Source organism: Pseudomonas sp. 34 E 7 (assembly GCF_900005715.1).
GTDB lineage: Bacteria > Pseudomonadota > Gammaproteobacteria > Pseudomonadales > Pseudomonadaceae > Aquipseudomonas > Aquipseudomonas orientalis_A.
The window spans coordinates 64,861-81,364 of sequence record NZ_CVTX01000082.1 but is presented as its reverse complement, the minus strand read 5'-3'; the positions used below and the strand labels follow the sequence as shown (position 1 = coordinate 81,364).

16 protein-coding genes and 1 pseudogene are annotated in these 16,504 nt (G+C 50.7%); 4 read left to right on the top strand and 13 right to left on the bottom strand.

Features of this window, described 5'->3' with window-relative positions:
- Positions 1-154 precede the first annotated feature (154 nt).
- The 12 genes from BFP96_RS04320 to BFP96_RS28780 all read right to left on the bottom strand — a co-directional run bounded on the left by BFP96_RS04320 (position 155) and on the right by BFP96_RS28780 (position 10,086).
- Complete coding sequence (locus tag BFP96_RS04320) at positions 155-829, bottom strand: anti-sigma factor (RefSeq protein ID WP_012724508.1); 675 nt, start codon at positions 827-829, stop codon at positions 155-157.
- On the bottom strand, positions 826-1,461 hold the full coding sequence (locus BFP96_RS04315) for a sigma-70 family RNA polymerase sigma factor (RefSeq protein WP_043205415.1): 636 nt from the start codon (positions 1,459-1,461) through the stop codon (positions 826-828). The genes BFP96_RS04320 and BFP96_RS04315 overlap by 4 nt, the downstream gene beginning before the upstream one ends.
- 55 nt (positions 1,462-1,516) lie before the next feature.
- Positions 1,517-2,110, bottom strand: a complete 594-nt coding sequence (locus tag BFP96_RS04310; RefSeq protein ID WP_012724510.1) for a fasciclin domain-containing protein — start codon at positions 2,108-2,110, stop codon at positions 1,517-1,519.
- Positions 2,111-2,507: 397 nt separating this feature from the next.
- Positions 2,508-3,263: a TIGR03747 family integrating conjugative element membrane protein gene (locus BFP96_RS04305; protein ID WP_065935685.1), complete on the bottom strand. Its 756-nt coding sequence runs from the start codon at positions 3,261-3,263 to the stop codon at positions 2,508-2,510.
- 18 nt (positions 3,264-3,281) lie between these two features.
- Positions 3,282-5,498, bottom strand: coding sequence for a type IV conjugative transfer system coupling protein TraD (gene traD / locus BFP96_RS04300; RefSeq protein WP_065935684.1), 2,217 nt, complete (start codon positions 5,496-5,498; stop codon positions 3,282-3,284).
- 3 nt (positions 5,499-5,501) lie between these two features.
- Entirely contained in the window at positions 5,502-5,912 is a 411-nt protein-coding gene (locus BFP96_RS04295; RefSeq protein ID WP_065935683.1) for an HNH endonuclease, read from the bottom strand.
- Positions 5,872-6,156 (bottom strand): hypothetical protein, encoded by a 285-nt coding sequence (locus BFP96_RS30050; protein WP_130138601.1) that lies wholly within the window; start codon positions 6,154-6,156, stop codon positions 5,872-5,874. Before BFP96_RS30050 ends, BFP96_RS04295 begins: the two co-directional genes overlap by 41 nt.
- Before the next feature lie 7 nt (positions 6,157-6,163).
- On the bottom strand, positions 6,164-6,667 hold the full coding sequence (locus tag BFP96_RS04290; protein ID WP_065935682.1) for an integrating conjugative element protein: 504 nt from the start codon (positions 6,665-6,667) through the stop codon (positions 6,164-6,166).
- Positions 6,664-7,221 carry a lytic transglycosylase gene (locus BFP96_RS04285; RefSeq protein ID WP_065935681.1) on the bottom strand — a complete coding sequence of 186 codons (558 nt, stop codon included), beginning with the start codon at positions 7,219-7,221 and terminating at the stop codon, positions 6,664-6,666. Before BFP96_RS04285 ends, BFP96_RS04290 begins: the two co-directional genes overlap by 4 nt.
- Positions 7,206-7,958 carry a TIGR03759 family integrating conjugative element protein gene (locus tag BFP96_RS28785; protein ID WP_130138608.1) on the bottom strand — a complete coding sequence of 251 codons (753 nt, stop codon included), beginning with the start codon at positions 7,956-7,958 and terminating at the stop codon, positions 7,206-7,208. The genes BFP96_RS04285 and BFP96_RS28785 overlap by 16 nt, the downstream gene beginning before the upstream one ends.
- Before the next feature lie 40 nt (positions 7,959-7,998).
- The gene (locus BFP96_RS04270) at positions 7,999-8,715 is read right to left on the bottom strand and encodes a methyl-accepting chemotaxis protein (protein ID WP_065935678.1); all 717 of its coding nucleotides are present in this window, start codon (positions 8,713-8,715) and stop codon (positions 7,999-8,001) included.
- A 390-nt stretch (positions 8,716-9,105) separates the two neighbouring features.
- Positions 9,106-10,086, bottom strand: a complete 981-nt coding sequence (locus BFP96_RS28780; protein WP_083216580.1) for a helix-turn-helix domain-containing protein — start codon at positions 10,084-10,086, stop codon at positions 9,106-9,108.
- Between the two features lie 529 nt (positions 10,087-10,615).
- Here BFP96_RS28780 and BFP96_RS04265 point away from each other — a divergent pair.
- The 4 genes and pseudogenes from BFP96_RS04265 to BFP96_RS04255 all read left to right on the top strand — a co-directional run bounded on the left by BFP96_RS04265 (position 10,616) and on the right by BFP96_RS04255 (position 13,759).
- Positions 10,616-11,056 carry a hypothetical protein gene (locus tag BFP96_RS04265; RefSeq protein WP_130138602.1) on the top strand — a complete coding sequence of 147 codons (441 nt, stop codon included), beginning with the start codon at positions 10,616-10,618 and terminating at the stop codon, positions 11,054-11,056.
- 77 nt (positions 11,057-11,133) lie between these two features.
- Positions 11,134-11,913, top strand: a pseudogene (locus BFP96_RS31670) (MCP four helix bundle domain-containing protein); the annotation flags it as partial.
- A complete protein-coding gene (locus BFP96_RS31665; protein ID WP_371914761.1) occupies positions 11,911-12,774 on the top strand; it encodes a methyl-accepting chemotaxis protein in 864 nt (287 codons plus the stop codon). The pseudogene BFP96_RS31670 and the gene BFP96_RS31665, both read left to right, overlap by 3 nt.
- 433 nt (positions 12,775-13,207) lie before the next feature.
- Entirely contained in the window at positions 13,208-13,759 is a 552-nt protein-coding gene (locus BFP96_RS04255) for a GNAT family N-acetyltransferase (protein WP_065935675.1), read from the top strand.
- A gap of 497 nt (positions 13,760-14,256) precedes the next feature.
- Here the strand turns inward: BFP96_RS04255 and BFP96_RS04250 are convergent, their stop codons facing one another.
- The gene (locus BFP96_RS04250) at positions 14,257-16,497 is read right to left on the bottom strand and encodes a DEAD/DEAH box helicase (RefSeq protein ID WP_065935674.1); all 2,241 of its coding nucleotides are present in this window, start codon (positions 16,495-16,497) and stop codon (positions 14,257-14,259) included.
- Positions 16,498-16,504 lie beyond the last annotated feature (7 nt).

Sequence of the window (16,504 nt, the reverse complement as noted above, 5' to 3'; positions counted from 1 at the left end):
GCTGATGGCCGATTGCTGCCAGTTACGACAGGCAGCAATCGGCCAGAAGCTGCCGTTCACTACTCATGAGTCGGTTGAGCTGGCTTCGAACTCTGGACGACCGATCATTGAGTCGTTTACTCACGAAAAGATTTAAAGACTTACCGCCACGGAGTTACAGTACCGTAAGCGCGCCCTGGTAAAGCACCGGACCTGTCGGCTGTCCTGTCGGCGATCCGCCATCGGGTTCAAGACTGACGGCCAAAGTGCTTGACTCACCCATGAGAGCTTTCTGCGCGCTGGCCAACTTAATCTCCCCATCTCCACCTGGCGGTATCACCCCAAGGGACACGGGTTTGCCACTTAGCGGAATAAGCCACATTTGCAGGCTACGACCCTTTTCAACTTTCGCTAACGCCTGCGGTTTGATTCTCAGGTAGTCCTCTCGCGTTTCAATGCTCATCCAAGACTGTGCGTCAGCGCTATACAACGTGGCACCGTAGCGTACATCGTCACGGCTGTAGATAACGCTTAGCGATACTGCTGCTACGAGTGAACATGCTGCGATCGTCATTCGGAGCCAGTTCCAGAGAGGCCGTTTCATAGGCAGCTGCATTGTTTGCGGATCTATGCGAGCCGTAACTTTGCGCCAAACACGATCCGGTACAGGTTGTTCAGGCAGAGCCTCAGTGAGGCTCATGAGGCATTCCTGCCATTGCGCAAGTTCCGCGCGAAGTTCCGAGTCTTTTAGTAAAAGTTGCTCAAAGCGCCGGCGTGCGGTGTGCGGCATCAACCCGATGGCATAGTCGGCGGCAAGTGCGCGACGCATACTTGGAGTTTGGTAGTTCATGACTCAAGGCACCTGCGCAGATGCTCCATGCCCCGGCGTATCCAAGACTTCACCGACCCTAGCGGTGCTGAAAGGTGTTCGGCCAACTCTGAACAGGAGAGTCCCCCAAAGTAGGCAATGGTGATCGACTGGCGTTGCATCCCTTCTAGCTTATCCAGGCACCGATGTAATGTGCTGGCCTCACGGGAACTGTTCAGTTGCTCATGTGCCGAGGGGCTGTCATCGACCAACATCTGCGCGTCGAGATCATTCAGCGGACGGTCGCGATATTTTCGCAATTGGTCGATGGCCTGGTTTCGCGTTATGCTGATCATCCAGGTCATCGGCGCGGACAGGTGGGATTGGTAGCGTGAAGCATTGTTCCAAATGCGCACAAAACTTTCCTGCAGCACCTCTTCAGCGAGATCCGAACGTCCCATGAGCCGCAAAGCCACTCCGTGCAAGCGCGGACTCACGCTACGATACAGCGTTTCAAATGCGCGTCGATCACCCAGGGAGCACTGGGCTAAAAGGTGTTTGAGTTGGTCGATGTCGGCGATTGGAATAGCCTTTCTCCAAACGATTAAGTCGTGAGGTGCTAAATGTCGATTGCAGCCAGAGGTTAGCCCACAGCGCGCTGTTGTTCCATTCACGGGTGGGCTCCTCGGAAAACTCGCCAATCCTGCGGATGGCGAGCGGCGATGTCAGTCAACTTTTCGGCATCAGCACCTTATCGATGACCTGTATCACACCGTTCGACTGGTACACGTCATAGGTGGTGATGTCGGCGACGTTACCCTTCTCGTCTTTGATGGTGATGTTGTGCGGGCCATTCATCATTGCCCACAGCTTGCCTCCTGAGACAGTGGTAAGTTCGGCCTTACCGCCACCGGCCTTGATCTTTTCGGCAAGGGTGGCCATGTCCAGTTTGCCGCTCACAACGTGGTAAGTGAGGATCTTGCTAAGGGTTGCCTTGTTTTCCGGCTTCAGCAACGTATCGACGGTTCCGGCGGGCAAAGCAGTAAAGGCTGAATTGACCGGTGCGAACACGGTAAAGGGACCTTTGCCCTTGAGAGTGTCGACTAGACCGGCAGCTTTGACAGCGGCGACCAGGGTCGTGTGATCTGCGGAATTTACTGCGTTATCAACGATGTCCTTGCTCGGCAACATGCTTTGCCCGCCTACCATTACGCTGTCGTGGCTCATCGTCGCTGCCTGTGCCGCGTTGAACACTAAGCCGCTACCTGCCGCCAAGGTCAGGAGGCCGACTATCAATGGCGTTTTGATCGAAATGCTTTTCATCGCGATGATCCTTTATGAGGAGATTCGGCCAGGAAGGTCTGTCCGTGTTTGATATACGTGGCGGCGTTCGGAATGGATGCAGTACCTCAGTTTTTTTGTGATCTGGAAATTACGCGATCCAGTGACCACTGCTTCTTAAGCAAGGTGGCCATATTCCAGCTAGAAGGTGTTTTTTGTGCACGGCTGCTTTTGGCCGATTGCTGCCTGTCGCAAATGGCTACAGTCGATCCATTGCGACCATTCGCAGGAACCACCATTACTAGGGGACTTCTCGGAGGGAGGGGACGCATGGTGAGGTGTGGGTTTTGCCTGTACCGGCAAAAGCCAGAATCAGCAGCTTGTCAGCCGTGGAATGGGTGATGGGCTGCTGTTCTTGAGTCCACTGCATGGGCAGCCCCTAAAGGTATTTTTTGAAGCTTGAGACGGTGATGTAAACGGACACACCCAACAGCACGGCGCAGGGCAACAGAATCAAAAGGGGGCTAATGCTGATGGGGATGGCCAGGTAGACCGTCCAGGGCACGATGGTCAGCGGAATGATCGTCCCCCGGGCTTTGTGATACAGGTAACTTGACTCGCGGCCGGAGCCGAATTTTCGTAGATCACGCCGCACCAGGCCATCGACCAAGCCAGTGAACGCCGCCAGGGCGAACAGTGGAATCGTCAACGTCAGAATGACCATCCGCACGCAGAAGGTCAGGACTGTGTATAGCGCGGCTAAGCCATAATCCTGGAATTTGATCATCGCCCGACCGAGTTCGAAGCGAAGGTTCAAGGTTCCCGTTTGTTGTGGTGATGTTGAGCGAGCGTACTGTGTCAATGCATTTATGTTGTCCTGCATGCCGGTTTTCACCATCAGCCAGTCATAGACCGTTTGTGCCAGCCAGGTTGCCGTACGCCCCGGTTCTTTGATGACAACGCTGTGCAGCAGATCCTGAGACAGCCAGCCCAGTTCGTGTTGGAACATCTGCTGAGCGTGTTTCCAGCCGGCATCCGGCCAAAACGTGTACATGCAAAGCCATTCAACGACGATGGCCCCGAGCAAGGAACCGAACATCACCCCCAGGAAATGAAAAGGGGTAGAGAACAGCATACCCAGGAAGTTTTTTTGACCTTCCTGTTGGCGCTGGGCTTTTTCCGCGATATCGGCCATTGCTCTGTACCTTCAAGCCTATGCGGCTTTTCCGTTATTGGCCATCTGGCGGAAGTCGTCTACCAAGTCATCAGGAAGCGACTCACTTAATGCGTCATATCCCGGCGCTTGCCACCAGTCGCTGCTGGTTCCGGATCCTTTACGCATGCCCTCAACCAAAGCCTGAAGATCCTTGGGCATCACTTCATCGGGATCGCTTGCCGGCAACGGCATACGAATCTTCCACAAATTCCCGCCCTCAATCAGGGCAAAGCATTGCCCCTTGGGTAGGGCAACCACATGCGCCGGTTCGATCATCGGTACGCTGACACTTTGGATCTGATCGTGAGTGTTAGAGGTGAAAGCGGTGTTGCCGTTAATAGCGTCATTTGCACTGCTCGCAGGTGTACTGGTAAACACCTGGACCTTGGGCAACTGGTTAGTCAGCAGCTCGGCGGTTGCAGTCTCACGTACACGTAACATGAACAGGTTGTTGAAGTTACCAATGACTTGGCCAGCTTTAGCCCGGTTACCGATTTTTGCCTCAATATCGCTCATGGTTTGGGTGTAGGCCGTGACCTGCAGGCCGGCACCACCGCCTTTGTTGATCATCGGTATGAATTCATCGCCCATCAGTTCGTTGAACTCGTCCGCATGCACGTTAATCGCCACCTTGCCACCGGTGGCCCCAGGTAAGCCATCATCGATGCCGAATTTGTATATGTGGCCCGCTACTGACACCAGGTCGCTAAACATCGAGTTGCCCACGGCCGCAGCAACCTCGGTATCGGACAAGGCATCCAGGCCTACATAGACCACTGCCCGTTTGCGGATGATCTGCATCCAGTCAAAGATTGGGCGTGGATCCTCAAGATCCATGTAGTCGGGAGATAGCAGCTCTGCAATCCGGCCTGTGGTCAGTTTTTCCAGCAATGGCAGAAGGCTGGCCACGATCTTGTCGAAATAGGTTTTGTCATAGCGTACGGCTGATCGCAGACCCTCCATCACTGGGTCGGAGATGCGTTGCTGAGTGAGGTACATGTCCAGGGCCACCACGCGTAGCGGTCGGTCCTTCATGGCGAAACTGAGATTCTTACGATCGATCTTTCCTTCCAGCTCAACGATGGTTTGCCAGGCTTTGGGATCATTTTCAGCAAAGTGCTTCTGCGCATACTCGATGAACAGCGCGTCAATGTTTGTCACATGCTTGAGGATCTGTTCATAGTCCGGCCGACGTCCCAGTGCCACTAGGGCGCGCGCAATGATGTTGACGAAACGCCAGGCGAATTCCCGGAATGCCGCGGAATTGCCTTCCCCGGAAAGTTGGCCGGCAATGCGGGTTGCAACCTCCGAGATCCGACCAAACCGGCCGACGGCGTTGTAGCGCGCGGAGTGATCGGGCCAGCCTAGGTGGAACACGTAGAACTCCTCCAATCGGTTTGCGCGCTTGCATTCGATGTACATGCGCTTCAGGAGGTCTGCATCGCCTTTAGGATCGAAGACAATCACCACTTCGCGGTCCAGGTTCATTTCTACATTGCGCTGGCTTCGATGAACGGGTTGCACACGACGCCCCATCCGAACGCGGCGCCGGGAGCTGCGGCGGGTACGTCTGATGTCTTGGGTGATAAACAACTCTGCCAGGCGGGTTTTTCCAACACGAGTAGTCCCCAATACAAGGGAGTGTCCAACCCGCTCACCCAGTGGCAGGCTGACATCCGCTTCGTTCGGCTCTATACCGTGCAAGCGCGGTAGGCCCCCGACTGGAGGGAGTGGACGCGCCGGGTTGAATGGCACATCCCACAAGGTAGCCTTTGACAGCAATTTGAGTGGAAAGGGCGCGAACTCCAAACGCTCTTCAATTCTGCGAGCAAAGGTATAGATAGAGGTGGGCTCGACATACTCGGCGTATTTTGGGAGGTAAGTCTCCATCAGCCGCTGAGTATGTTTTTGGGTCCAGCGAAAGCCTTTACCGATGAATAGCCGCTCATTGCTGACCGGCATGTCTTTGCTGGTCATGGTGTAGTGGGGCAGGCGCCGAATATTGCGTCGGTAACGCAGCACCACCAATGCCTGCTTGAGGCGGACGAATCCCAGACCCAGAAAGCCTGTACCGGCAACCATGCCGAATAATGGCGTCAGAGCGACCGCCCATGGCGCGAAAATACAAAGCAACGCCGCAGCGACACATACGCAAACTGTGTACAGCTCGACGGCAGGGCGTAGTAACGACTCAATGGTGTAGGAGGTGGCCATGGATCACTTCCTATGAGTGAACGGGGACAGTGGCCCCACTGTTTCGAAATGGAAAACGACTGGCTTGCCTGTCTCAACGATCAGCCCATAGGACTTTGCCAGGCGGTATATGGGGTGGTAGCTGTTGAGGGAGTTGACGTGATCAGCAATGCGCTTTCGCCAGACCTCCAATGGCATCGCTGCCTTGCTCAAGTTACACGGCACGCACGCGGGCATCATGTTGCTGATGGAGTGGTTCTCCGGCAGCCCCAAAATGATGGCGCCGGTGTACTTGCCGTTCACCCTTTCAGGTTCTCGCCATACTGCTTCCTTGTGGTCCGCATGCCACCGGTCACCCAACAGCACACCGCAGTATGCGCAATGGCCCGCGAATTTAGCGTGAAGCTCGCAGCGTTGCTTCTTGGTCAGTTTCATGTGGCCGGGATCCTCCTTTGATGCGTGATGATGAATTGGCCAACTCTTGCCTCGCTTGCTCAACTGCTTCGGGCAGGCGTTCTTTCAGCCGCTGACATAGCTCCACCTCGTCACCAGGTACGCGAGCGATGACGGTGCCGCCATAGAGCTTGGCGACATAGGTGACTTGTTCAAAAAGCAACTGGCCTGCTCGTGGGTCATCCGGTTGCTTGATAACCAAGGTGATGTGCGTAAGAGAGGCCATACTCTGGTCACTGCTGGATCGTTGTGGCAGTGATCAGCAGCGGGTAATGCTGGACTCCCAGGCGCTGTGCCAGATCATTTGATGGTGCCGGGACCAACTGTAGATTTCCTGCCAATCGTTGGATTTCGGCAAACCGCTCGGCGCTGGCCACGTTAACCACAAGGCCAACTGCCTGCAGTTGCTGTAACTGATCGCGACGCAGTGATAACCACTTTCTGGAGCTTTCATCGTCGCCTACAAGAAACAATGGTTGCAGGCCAGGTGCATTGATTACGCGGCCCTGGACCTGCCCGGGTGTCAGTTGGTCAGAGCGCACTGGAAACGAGCCTTGCCCACGCACACCAATATTCTCTGACTGTGCTGACTGCTCGGTAGGTTCTGGAGCCAAGTCCTGGTAGTAGGGCAGAGCGGAAACCCCCCCTCGGTCTTCAACAACAATCAGCGAGGTGGCATGCACTGCCATGGGGGAGGCCAAAGACAGCAAAACAGGCAGATGCAGCAATCTATTCATGGATTATTCGCCATCAGGTTGATACCGGTGACCCGGCTGAGGTGTTTGGCAAAAGCTCGTCGGTATCGGGCAGCGGGTTCGCCTCCGGCAGGGCGGTGGTATCGACCAGCAGCGGTGATCCAGTCGCCTCCTTTGGCTTTTTGCTCAGCCAGGATCTGGGCCGTAACCGAGAGGTTTTTGTACGGATCCAGCCCTTCGCAGGGATAGCTATAACGGTGGCCGTTGGCACCGATGTTGGTTTGTCCAAGCCCGACGTCGACTCTATTTGGCCCTGCGGTCTGAAGGGCGATCATCAACGCTCTGCAAGCATCGCTGCGTGTCGCAAAGCGATATCCGGCGCCGGCGACATTCAACGTCCAGGGCCAGGGGACGATCTGGCCGCGAAGTCGGGTGCCGCTCTCTTGCAGTGCAACGGAGTACAGGACCTCGGACGGAACGCCAGATGGCAGGGCAATCAACTGATAGGCCGGCGGCGGAACCTCGGCACCGTTAGCAAATGCCGCAGTAAGCAGTAGCCCCGCCGTTAAAGCCGCGCGAATTACAAACGCTGCCATTGTCCATTCACCTCGCGTACCACGGCCGGCAGCTCACCGCCGAGTCCAAGGCCAAGCCATCGACCTGCATCGTGATTCAGTGTGATTTGTCGGCTTCGCACGCTGGCGGGTTCGACGCCGGCCAAGATGGCCCAGCGGCGAATTATTTCGTCATCACCTTGACTGCCAACGAAATACAGATCAAAGGACTGTTTCTTGTTTTGTAAGTCTTTGACGCGGTCAATACATGCGTTGCAACTGTCTTGAACAAAAACGGCCAGTCGTCCAGTGCCTTTCACAGCACTTAACGCTCCCGAGCCAGGAGCAGATGCAGGGTTGGACGATAGTTGGATGACTTTTTCATTGGGGTAAAGACGTGCGAAGCCTTGGTCATAGGCTCTCTGGTACGCCAGTTCCTTATCGATACGCTGCCGCTCGGCTCGCACCTGCAGCTCTGCATAGCGTCGGCGCTCCTCCTCCGACTTCGCTTCGATGCCAAGTGCTGTCAGAGGATCCAGGCCTGGCGAATAGATTCCGCGAGGACCCTCCATCAGAGTTTGAAAACGGGACCATTCTTGGGGGGTTAAACCCCATTCGCGGGCGATTTCTGTCTGACTGGCCCCTTGAGAAGAGGTGTGAACTTCACTGTTCTGACTGTTCGAGATCGACGTTGATTGCCCCGAGGCCGCATTACAGCCGTGTGCAAACGCGAAGGTGGCCAAGCCTGCAATGAAACCCAAAATGTTCCTGGGCTTCATTGTTTTCGAGGAAGTGGTAGGGGAGTGCATAAAGGAGGTCCTATTGCGCGACGGTTACGGTTTGAGGTGTTCCGGCCACGTCAAAGCGTGCGGATCTTCCGTCCAGAGCGTTGAGGCGCCAGGCGGTGCCCGCCACAGCGTCACCAGGTCGGATTAGGTAAATTTGATTCAACTGCGTGCTGCCAGGCGGTGCTACGGACAAAAAGCGTTCTCCGCCGCGATACTCGATACCGACAACGGTAAAAGGGGGTGTTTGCGGCGTGACAGTGGTGGTAGCGGGCGGTGTTGGCCGCTTTGTTTGGCGAACAACGGGCTTAGGTTTGGGCTTGAGGGGAGCAGCAGTGGTTTGTTTGATTCGTGACTGACTGAGTTCTTGAAGACGGCTATCGAGTGTTTCGACGCTAGCTTTGAGGACTACCAATTCCCCAGCAGACGCAGCATTTTGAGAGATATCTTTCGCTGCCTCCGTTGCCTGCTTCGCATACGCTTGTGCGGCATCAATTCGATTCGACAAAGCCTGCTGCCCGGCTCGGAAGTCCTCATTGGTCACCAGGTGTTTGCCGGCTACCGTGTCCAGTCGCTCATCGACTTTGCCCAGCCGCGTCAACAACGCATCGAGCGACTCTTTGTCTGCAGTCGCAGCCAAGCTGGTGCTGAGTTTGGTTAGTTGATGATGCTCATAGCCCAGCATGCCCGCCAGAACGACCAGGCAGGCACCGAGTATTGAAATGGTTCGAGATGGGCGTGATAGCTTCATGGGTATCCTCGCGCGAAAACGAGAACACCCTCCCAGATCGTTCGGTTAAACGCAGTAGAAAATACATATTCCAATACACATGGTTTTTTCGTCTGCCAGCCCTCAATGCCTCCTTGGATAGGCGCTAATCTTCGTTAATTATTTTCTGAAGGACTCCTGCGAGCTAACGGAGCAAAGTCAGAAAACTACCAGGCAGACTTAGATTACATTGACTGGTTGCGTAAATTACAATATATGACCTACTTCCACTTTCAGCTTGCCGCTCACAACTCGGATAAGCAAAGTTACTGAAGTTGCAACTTCATGCAGGTCACGGGGGGGGTGACCTGCATGTTTTATATTCTTAAGTCTAACTTCTTAAGCGCTCTATTGCTTCAAGATCAACTATTGTCACTCTAACAATAGACTTGACGCGCGCAGTCGCTTGTTGGAGTCCTGAGGATGCTCAGAAAATCTTAATGAATAATATTTGCAAAAAAGGTAGTAGTTTGAAAAACCGCAAGCTAAAGCGATTTGTTTAGTGGTCAAAAGCAAACTTGAGTCAAAAATCATTTTCCTAGCGTTAAGTAGTCGGACTTCACGTATGTAACTGTTAATTGTAGTTCCTTGGTATTTTTTGAACCCCGCCTGCAAACCTCGTATACTAATATTGGCTTGCGTAGAAAGTTGATGACTGGTTAGCGCTTCTGAATAGTGTGAGTCAATATATTCGATAGTGCTCTTAATGCTATGCGGTTTAGGTATGACAGCACTGTCAGGTGAACGCACTAACTGAGAGTAGTTGTTTTCAATATTGTAAATGGCGAAGCTAATCAGGCTTTCTTTGAGGTGGGAGAGAAATGGACCTTCAGCTAAGCAATAATTTCCTGAGAGCGATAATGCAGTGTCGGCAAGATTAGCTAAAAACCTTCCTACCCAATCAGCAGTAATAGAGTTCTTAAAATGTATTTTTGACTTAGGGGGGTGATCAAGCAAGGTTTTCAGGCACTGAAAAATATCTTCATGCTGAATAAAGATAGTAGTGTAATTAGACATAGGGGAAAACTTCGAAAAAATGAGATCTCTTTGATCAATCACGAAAACAGAGCCTATCCTCGACTCATATTTGTTTTTCGGTGTGCCCCAAGTTAAACGTCCTGCGTCAAGTGTTTGTATTAATAACCCGTCAAACTCAGGCTTTTGTTCGAAACTCCAACCTGTCAAACTTGAAGAGCGACTGACACTAGTATTACCAATTTTGCAAGTTGCTGTAGAATAATCAAATTTGTTCGAAGATTTGATTATGTCAATTTTGCAGCGAAATTTGCTGAAGAATTCACTTGCTGAATCCTCTGTAGATAATCTACATGCAGAGAAAATCGCATCGTTCATTTTCTATAGCTCAAAGCCTTAGTGAGTTCTCAGGTAATAGTCAAGATGGTCGCGTGTCAATTAAATTTTTGTTAAGAAACGAAGAAAATTGTTGCATGTTGTTGAAATCATATCCGCGCGATAAGGCATGGTTTTTGGATCCAATTTTCATAGGTTTTTCAAAGAAAAACTCTTGCATGACGTGATTTCGAGAATGCAAATCAGCCGTGTTTGCACAAGTGCGCACTCGTTCCAGCATTGGATAGGAAGGAGTAAGGGGCGCCTTAAAATGCTTTAGATCGAACAGGTAATTCAAAAAAAGCGCAAAATTAAAAAAAACGCAAAAATATTATTCCTCTGTCGCAATGACATACGCTGAAGTCGTTTAGTCTCACCGCAATGCCAGAGAGCGAAAATTTTAAAGAAAATTGTCTGACGAAATTATTCTCGTACCTAGCCTTATACATGTATTTGATGATTTCAATTATTCAATGTCATCTGTGCAAAAAATTTATTAGTCATACCGGTGATGCTTAGTGAGGCTTTTACTGTGAACGTACAGCGCTGTGAGAATACAGTTCAGCAGTTTATTGATTTGTCGAAGGACTTTTCTGTACATGTGAACTCGGCATTGATCACTGTCCAAAGTTTAGAGCTGGCATATCAAAAAATTGAATTAGCTGTATCGAAAACTCATGATGATGTTGATGTTGATAACGTAGTCAGACGTAGGTTGATGCATAGGATTGCACGTAGAGATATGAGTCGCGTGCTGGAGCAGACGTTGCGAATGGAAAAGCTTCTAGCGGAAAGCATTAAGCTTTTAATCCAGAATGTTGAGGCCGCGTTAAGTCTTACACACTGCATTGAGGATTGTGAGGGTTATAACGCTGCTGAGTACAACCTCGCAAAGAATGAGCTTATTGCAAAGCTTGATGTTTTAAAAGATGTGGAGCGAGGCATGCTTAATTCTGATCGATTCAGGCAATAGGTTTTTATGTGCATATCTATGCATGCTGAACTAAATAGTAGCCTATAAGGCTTTTTTAAAAAAAGAGTGGCAAATATATGTCAGTAATAAAGAACATGAAATTAAAGGCGAAATTACTATCGGCATTTGGCGCATGTGCAATCATTACAATCGTAATGGCTGTTTTGGGTCAGTCTGGCCTTTCCACGCTGAATGCTCAGGTAGACAATATTGTTGGGAATATTGTTGTGTCTGTGGGATTCGTCCAGCAGACTAATATAAATGCTGTCGCCACCAATCGTGATATTTACAAAGCTATTGCTTTAGCATCTACGAGCTCTGGTGCCGATGAACTAGAGTCACTTTTTAAAGCTTATAAAAATAATAAGGCGCAAGCTGAGGAGTCATTTAAAAAATACCGAGCAACCCCAATGCAGCAAGATGAGACTATCGCTGCATCGAATTATGATAGCGACTGGCCCGCTTACACCAAAGCTGTTGAAAGTAGTTTTGCCGCGCTGAAAAAGGGTGACATTGATCTCGCAAAAAAAATCGTTTTAACTGATGTTTCGGAGCAATTTGTTAAAGTAAATAAAGATATTGCTGACATATTTGCATCCAACACCCGCCAGATGGCTGAATCTAGACAGAATATTAATAAGGTTTATTCGGATCTTACTTGGGCTCGGGCTGTAGGCTGTCTAATTGCAGTCATGCTCGCTATTGGATTGGGTGTGTTTATGACGAAATTAATCACAAGCCCTATATACAAGTCTGTAGCAGGTGCGAGTCGAGTAGCTAAGGGAGACCTAACGCAAGTTATCGAGTACAGTAGTACAGATGAAACCGGCCAGCTTTTGCAGTCTCTTTCAAATATGCAAGATAATCTTATCGGAACTGTCCGTCAGATTGCAGATGCCGCCGCTCAGTTGGCATCCGCGGCTGAGGAGCTAACAGCCGTTACAGACGATAGTACTCGAGGTCTTGCAACTCAGAACGGTGAGATCCAGCAAGCAGCAACTGCGGTGACAGAGATGACTGCCGCAGTCGAAGAAGTTGCTCGCAACGCTGTAAGTACATCTATGATTTCAAGTCAGACAGCTGATGAAGCTAGCAAGGGTCAAAAACAGGTCCAACAAGCAGTAGCTGGCATTGATAGCGTCACCATCGTAATTACTGATTCCACCAAACTTGTAGAAGACCTAGCCTCTCAAATACATGAGATAACTAAAGTTTTAGACGTTATCCGAGGAATAGCTGAGCAAACCAATCTTCTCGCATTGAATGCCGCTATCGAAGCAGCTCGTGCTGGTGAGCAGGGTAGAGGTTTCGCAGTAGTTGCCGATGAGGTACGAGCCCTAGCACATCGGACTCAGGCATCAACTGGAGAAATTGAGCTTATGATCAGTCGGGTACGTGATGGTGCCGATGAGGCTGTCAGCGCTATGGGTAAGAGCCGCAGTCTTGTATTGAGCACTCAGTCTTTAGCGACTGAAGCAGGATTAGCGCTGGAGAAAATCAGTGAAGGTGTGAATAGAATAAATGAACAAAACTTAGTGATTGCAAGCGCAGCCGAAGAACAAGCACAAGTTGCTAGAGAGATCGACAGGAATCTTGTTAACATACAGGACTTATCTTCTCAGACTGCAGCTGGAGCAAATCAAACTAGCGCCTCGAGTCAGGAACTATCGAAGCTGGCAATATCTTTCAACAAGCTTGTTGGCCATTTTAAATTATAACGCAGCGATTTAATCGCATTTGCAGGTTGATGCAAATCATGATCCGTCACGGAAAGTTGTTTTGATCCGGTGATAAAATTTTATTAGCTATTTACCATCAGTCTCAAATTCAATTGTGTATTTTGAGTGTCATTTCTTTAGAGGGAATAATATTTATTTCCTCGCTAGGAGGCCATGATTGCATATAGATATATGAGGGATTTAACCATTGTACTACGTATTACCTATTGCTCATTGCTTTTCGTCTAATTGAGGTGGGTTATGGGTATGATCTCTCTAAGGCTCTCAATTAAATATAGTTCTTGGTGGTGTTAATTGATATCCAAAAATTTTTGTTAGTTTGATCAATTAACGACTTTTTCTGAAGTGCCTTAAGCAATACTTGATAAATGCTAACAAATTATAGTCACGAGTTCTCAGGAAAATAGAAAGTATGTCGATTTTTGAGCCGGTTCGCGTTTTTATTCAAACGCGTGCGTCAAAGGTTTTAGATAAGCAGGCTGCTTGTGTGCATTTAATAAATCGTCGACAAACCTCCCAGCGAGATCATTTTGTTTTTCCAGGTATTGAATATTTGGATGATATTGAAATGGGTGAAAGTTACGTCGGCTACATAAATTACTGCATCAATCCGCTCGGTGATCGGCTGTACATCAATATGATCGAAGTCATTCCAGCGCTGCAGCGAAAGGGTATAGGCTTGGGCGCACTGTGGCATCTGTGGTGTAAGCACCGGTTACCGATTGTGCCGCTATATCAATACAATTCATCCGATAAATTTTGGTGCAGGGCTCGCCGGCGCTTTGCAGCAGCTGGCGCAGTAATCATGGAAGATTTGCGCAGCACCATGCATGTGAAACTGGAAAAGCAGCGATGGCAACACCTGGTTCAAGCAACTTTACACGAACGCCTTATCCTGGAGCTCAAAGCGTCTCCGGAATGGCCCAAGATCCAAGAGCGTTTTGAAACCTGGAAAGACCTATAACCTCTCTCAATGCCCGATCGCTTTTTTTTATACTTTTAATTAACGATAGCCTCGCTAATAAGATGCCGTAAAAATATCATCCTTTGAAGGGGGTGGACGTTGGCGCTTCTATCGAGGCGTACAGATGCGCTCATTACATCAGCTTTTACAGTGAAAGATGTCAGCACGGTCCTAATGGGCGATTTGGAAAAAGGCAGAGAAATTGCTGTCTACCGACTGCGCGATTAATTTTTTGAGATGGCAAAGTTGAACTCCTACATTTGGCGAGTGTGACATTTTTTTACTGAGCGTATCCTGGTCGTAGGGATGCCCACTACGCCAAAGGCAAAGGCTAAATCGACCAATGGGGATTTCGCTTATTCCCAGGTCAAAACTCAACTATGTGGATAGCTGGCTGACTCTTTGCAGGATGCCGAGTCAGTTGGATCAAACTGAATGCCGTTTTTGGTAAGTTGCCTCAATGTGATGAAAAAGGCTACCCGGAGGTAGCCTTGAGATCATACAGCGATTAATTGTCTAGCAAGTGCCATCTCTATCGAATCCCCATTCTGGTTCAACGAATCGAGACCTGATTCAGGTACGTCTCCCGAGGTGCTGCGAGCTACCGCGATCTTTTTTGCCATCAACTGCAAGCAGGTAGTCTGCGAGCTTTGTGCGTAGCCAAAAAAAACGACTCGTACCGGTTGTTTCTGCCCGATCCTCCATGACCGTCGAGCTGCCTGTTGCAAGGTGTACACGTTGTACCCCGTCTGCAGGAAAGCTATGGTCGGAAAATCGAGCAAATCTAACCCGGTCTTGACCAGCTCCGGGTTAGTGATCAGTACGTCGACTCCTCTGTCTACCTTGTCGAGGATCCAATCCTCGCGTCTGGCGGTATCCACTGACGCCCTCAGGACCGCTACTTTTAAACCAGATTGCTCCAGCAGTCGTTTCAGACGAGAGGTGGTGTCACGAATGCCGCTGTACACGGTATAGGCCAAAACCTTTCGGCCTTTGGCTTTCTCCATGAGGCAGAGGTAGAGCAATGCTTTCTCCTTCGGCATTATTTGCTCATCTGCAAAGATCGAGGGGAGGAACGCCAAGGTGTCTTTGCTACGAGGGTGCTTAACGATCTCCGGTCGAAAGCAGCAGTCAGGCCAAGCCAGCAGCACGTTGAGTACTACCCCTAGCAAGGTAGTGTCTCGACGGGCCAATGCTTGTCGAAGTTCCTGTGTCAGTTTTCCTGCCAATTGCTGATAAGCCGACGCTTGTTCTGCAGACATCCTGATATCGACAAATTCTTCCTGGTACGCCGGCAACACGTTTCCACCGATATCTTTAAGTTTCAGAAACACGGTAAACGGCAACACAAAGCGGTGAATGCCTTTAGGGCCGAAGCCTGGGGCTTTCACCGTCCGCACCGAGAGTTTTTTTCCCTTGGCTGTTTTGTGTGACACGTTGTCCCGCTCGGTGTAAATGTCCTTCAATACGCCGTGGTCGCGCATGAATGACATCGCGGCCGGGGCCATACTTCCGCGCGCGTTTGGCTTGTAACCGTCCTCGATCATGCGCCGGGTAAGTATTCGGAACAGGAGGTAGAACAGATCATCGGCATAGCCACCCATGAGGGTACCGGTCAGGAGCACGGTTTTACGTGCTTTCGCTGCCAATACACCCATGGCCTGACCCTGGGCCGAGCCACTGTTTTTGTATTCATGTCCTTCGTCCACCACCAGCAGGTCGAAATATCCGTCTGGTAGGTAGCGCTTAATGAACTCGGTGGGTTGGTAACCGCCCTCACCAAAACCAAACTCAATGTTGGCCATGGCACGTTCCATGCGTTTGGCTTGGCGATCGCTGAAGATGAAGTTGCCTTTGACGTCCATCAGGTTGATGAATTCGCTGACGTTATCGATCAGCATCGAGGCGAGAAAATCCTCCCCGAAGTCATTCAGCAATCTGTCTGCTCGTATTGGGCCGATGGTCGGAATTCGGCACATCGACTTCAGTATGGTTGCCCGACGCGTTCCGTTTTCAGCCTTGCCTGGACGCATCAGCGTCCAGAGTTGGCCATGACAGTGAGGGCAGCTTTGACGGCGTTCCTCTCGGTGAAACTCTTCGACAGTGATCCGGTTGCTTTCTAGATCCTCCAGAAGTCGACCGCAATCTGGGCAGCCTGCAAAGCGGTGTCCGCCAGCAGAGCGACGTGACCAACACGCGGGACGCCAGTGAAACCCCATCCGCATGCGCACGCGCCCTAGGATGAAGAACTCTTGTCGACCATCGTAGGGATCTCCCAGTTGATCACGCAGCTTGAGCAGCTTGACCAGGGTATCGGGGCCGTTGAGCACCCAAACCCGAGCATCTGGGATGGTTTCAAGAATCTCTCGCCGCCATTTATAGACCAGGTGAGGAGGTGAAACGACCATCGTGCGACGGTAGCCAGTGCCGTGCATCACGGCCGCAATAGCAATGGCCATCATGGTTTTACCTGTGCCCATTTCGGCGTTGATGACAGCGGCTTGCTCGTTGCGGTCCAGCAGCAGTGCGGTGACGGCCTGGACAACCTCGGCTTGCGCCGGGAACGGTTGGCGTTTGAGCGTGTTCATGATCCGTTGGCGGATTTCGTTGATGTTGCCAGCGTAAACCGGTGGGTTAGAGCGGTTGAGCGAATCCAGCAACCTATCACCGAATTCGTCGATGAATTCGGTTAAGCCGATAGTCAAAGGTGGGCGTGCGGTGTTTGATAGGTCGTTCATGTTTGTT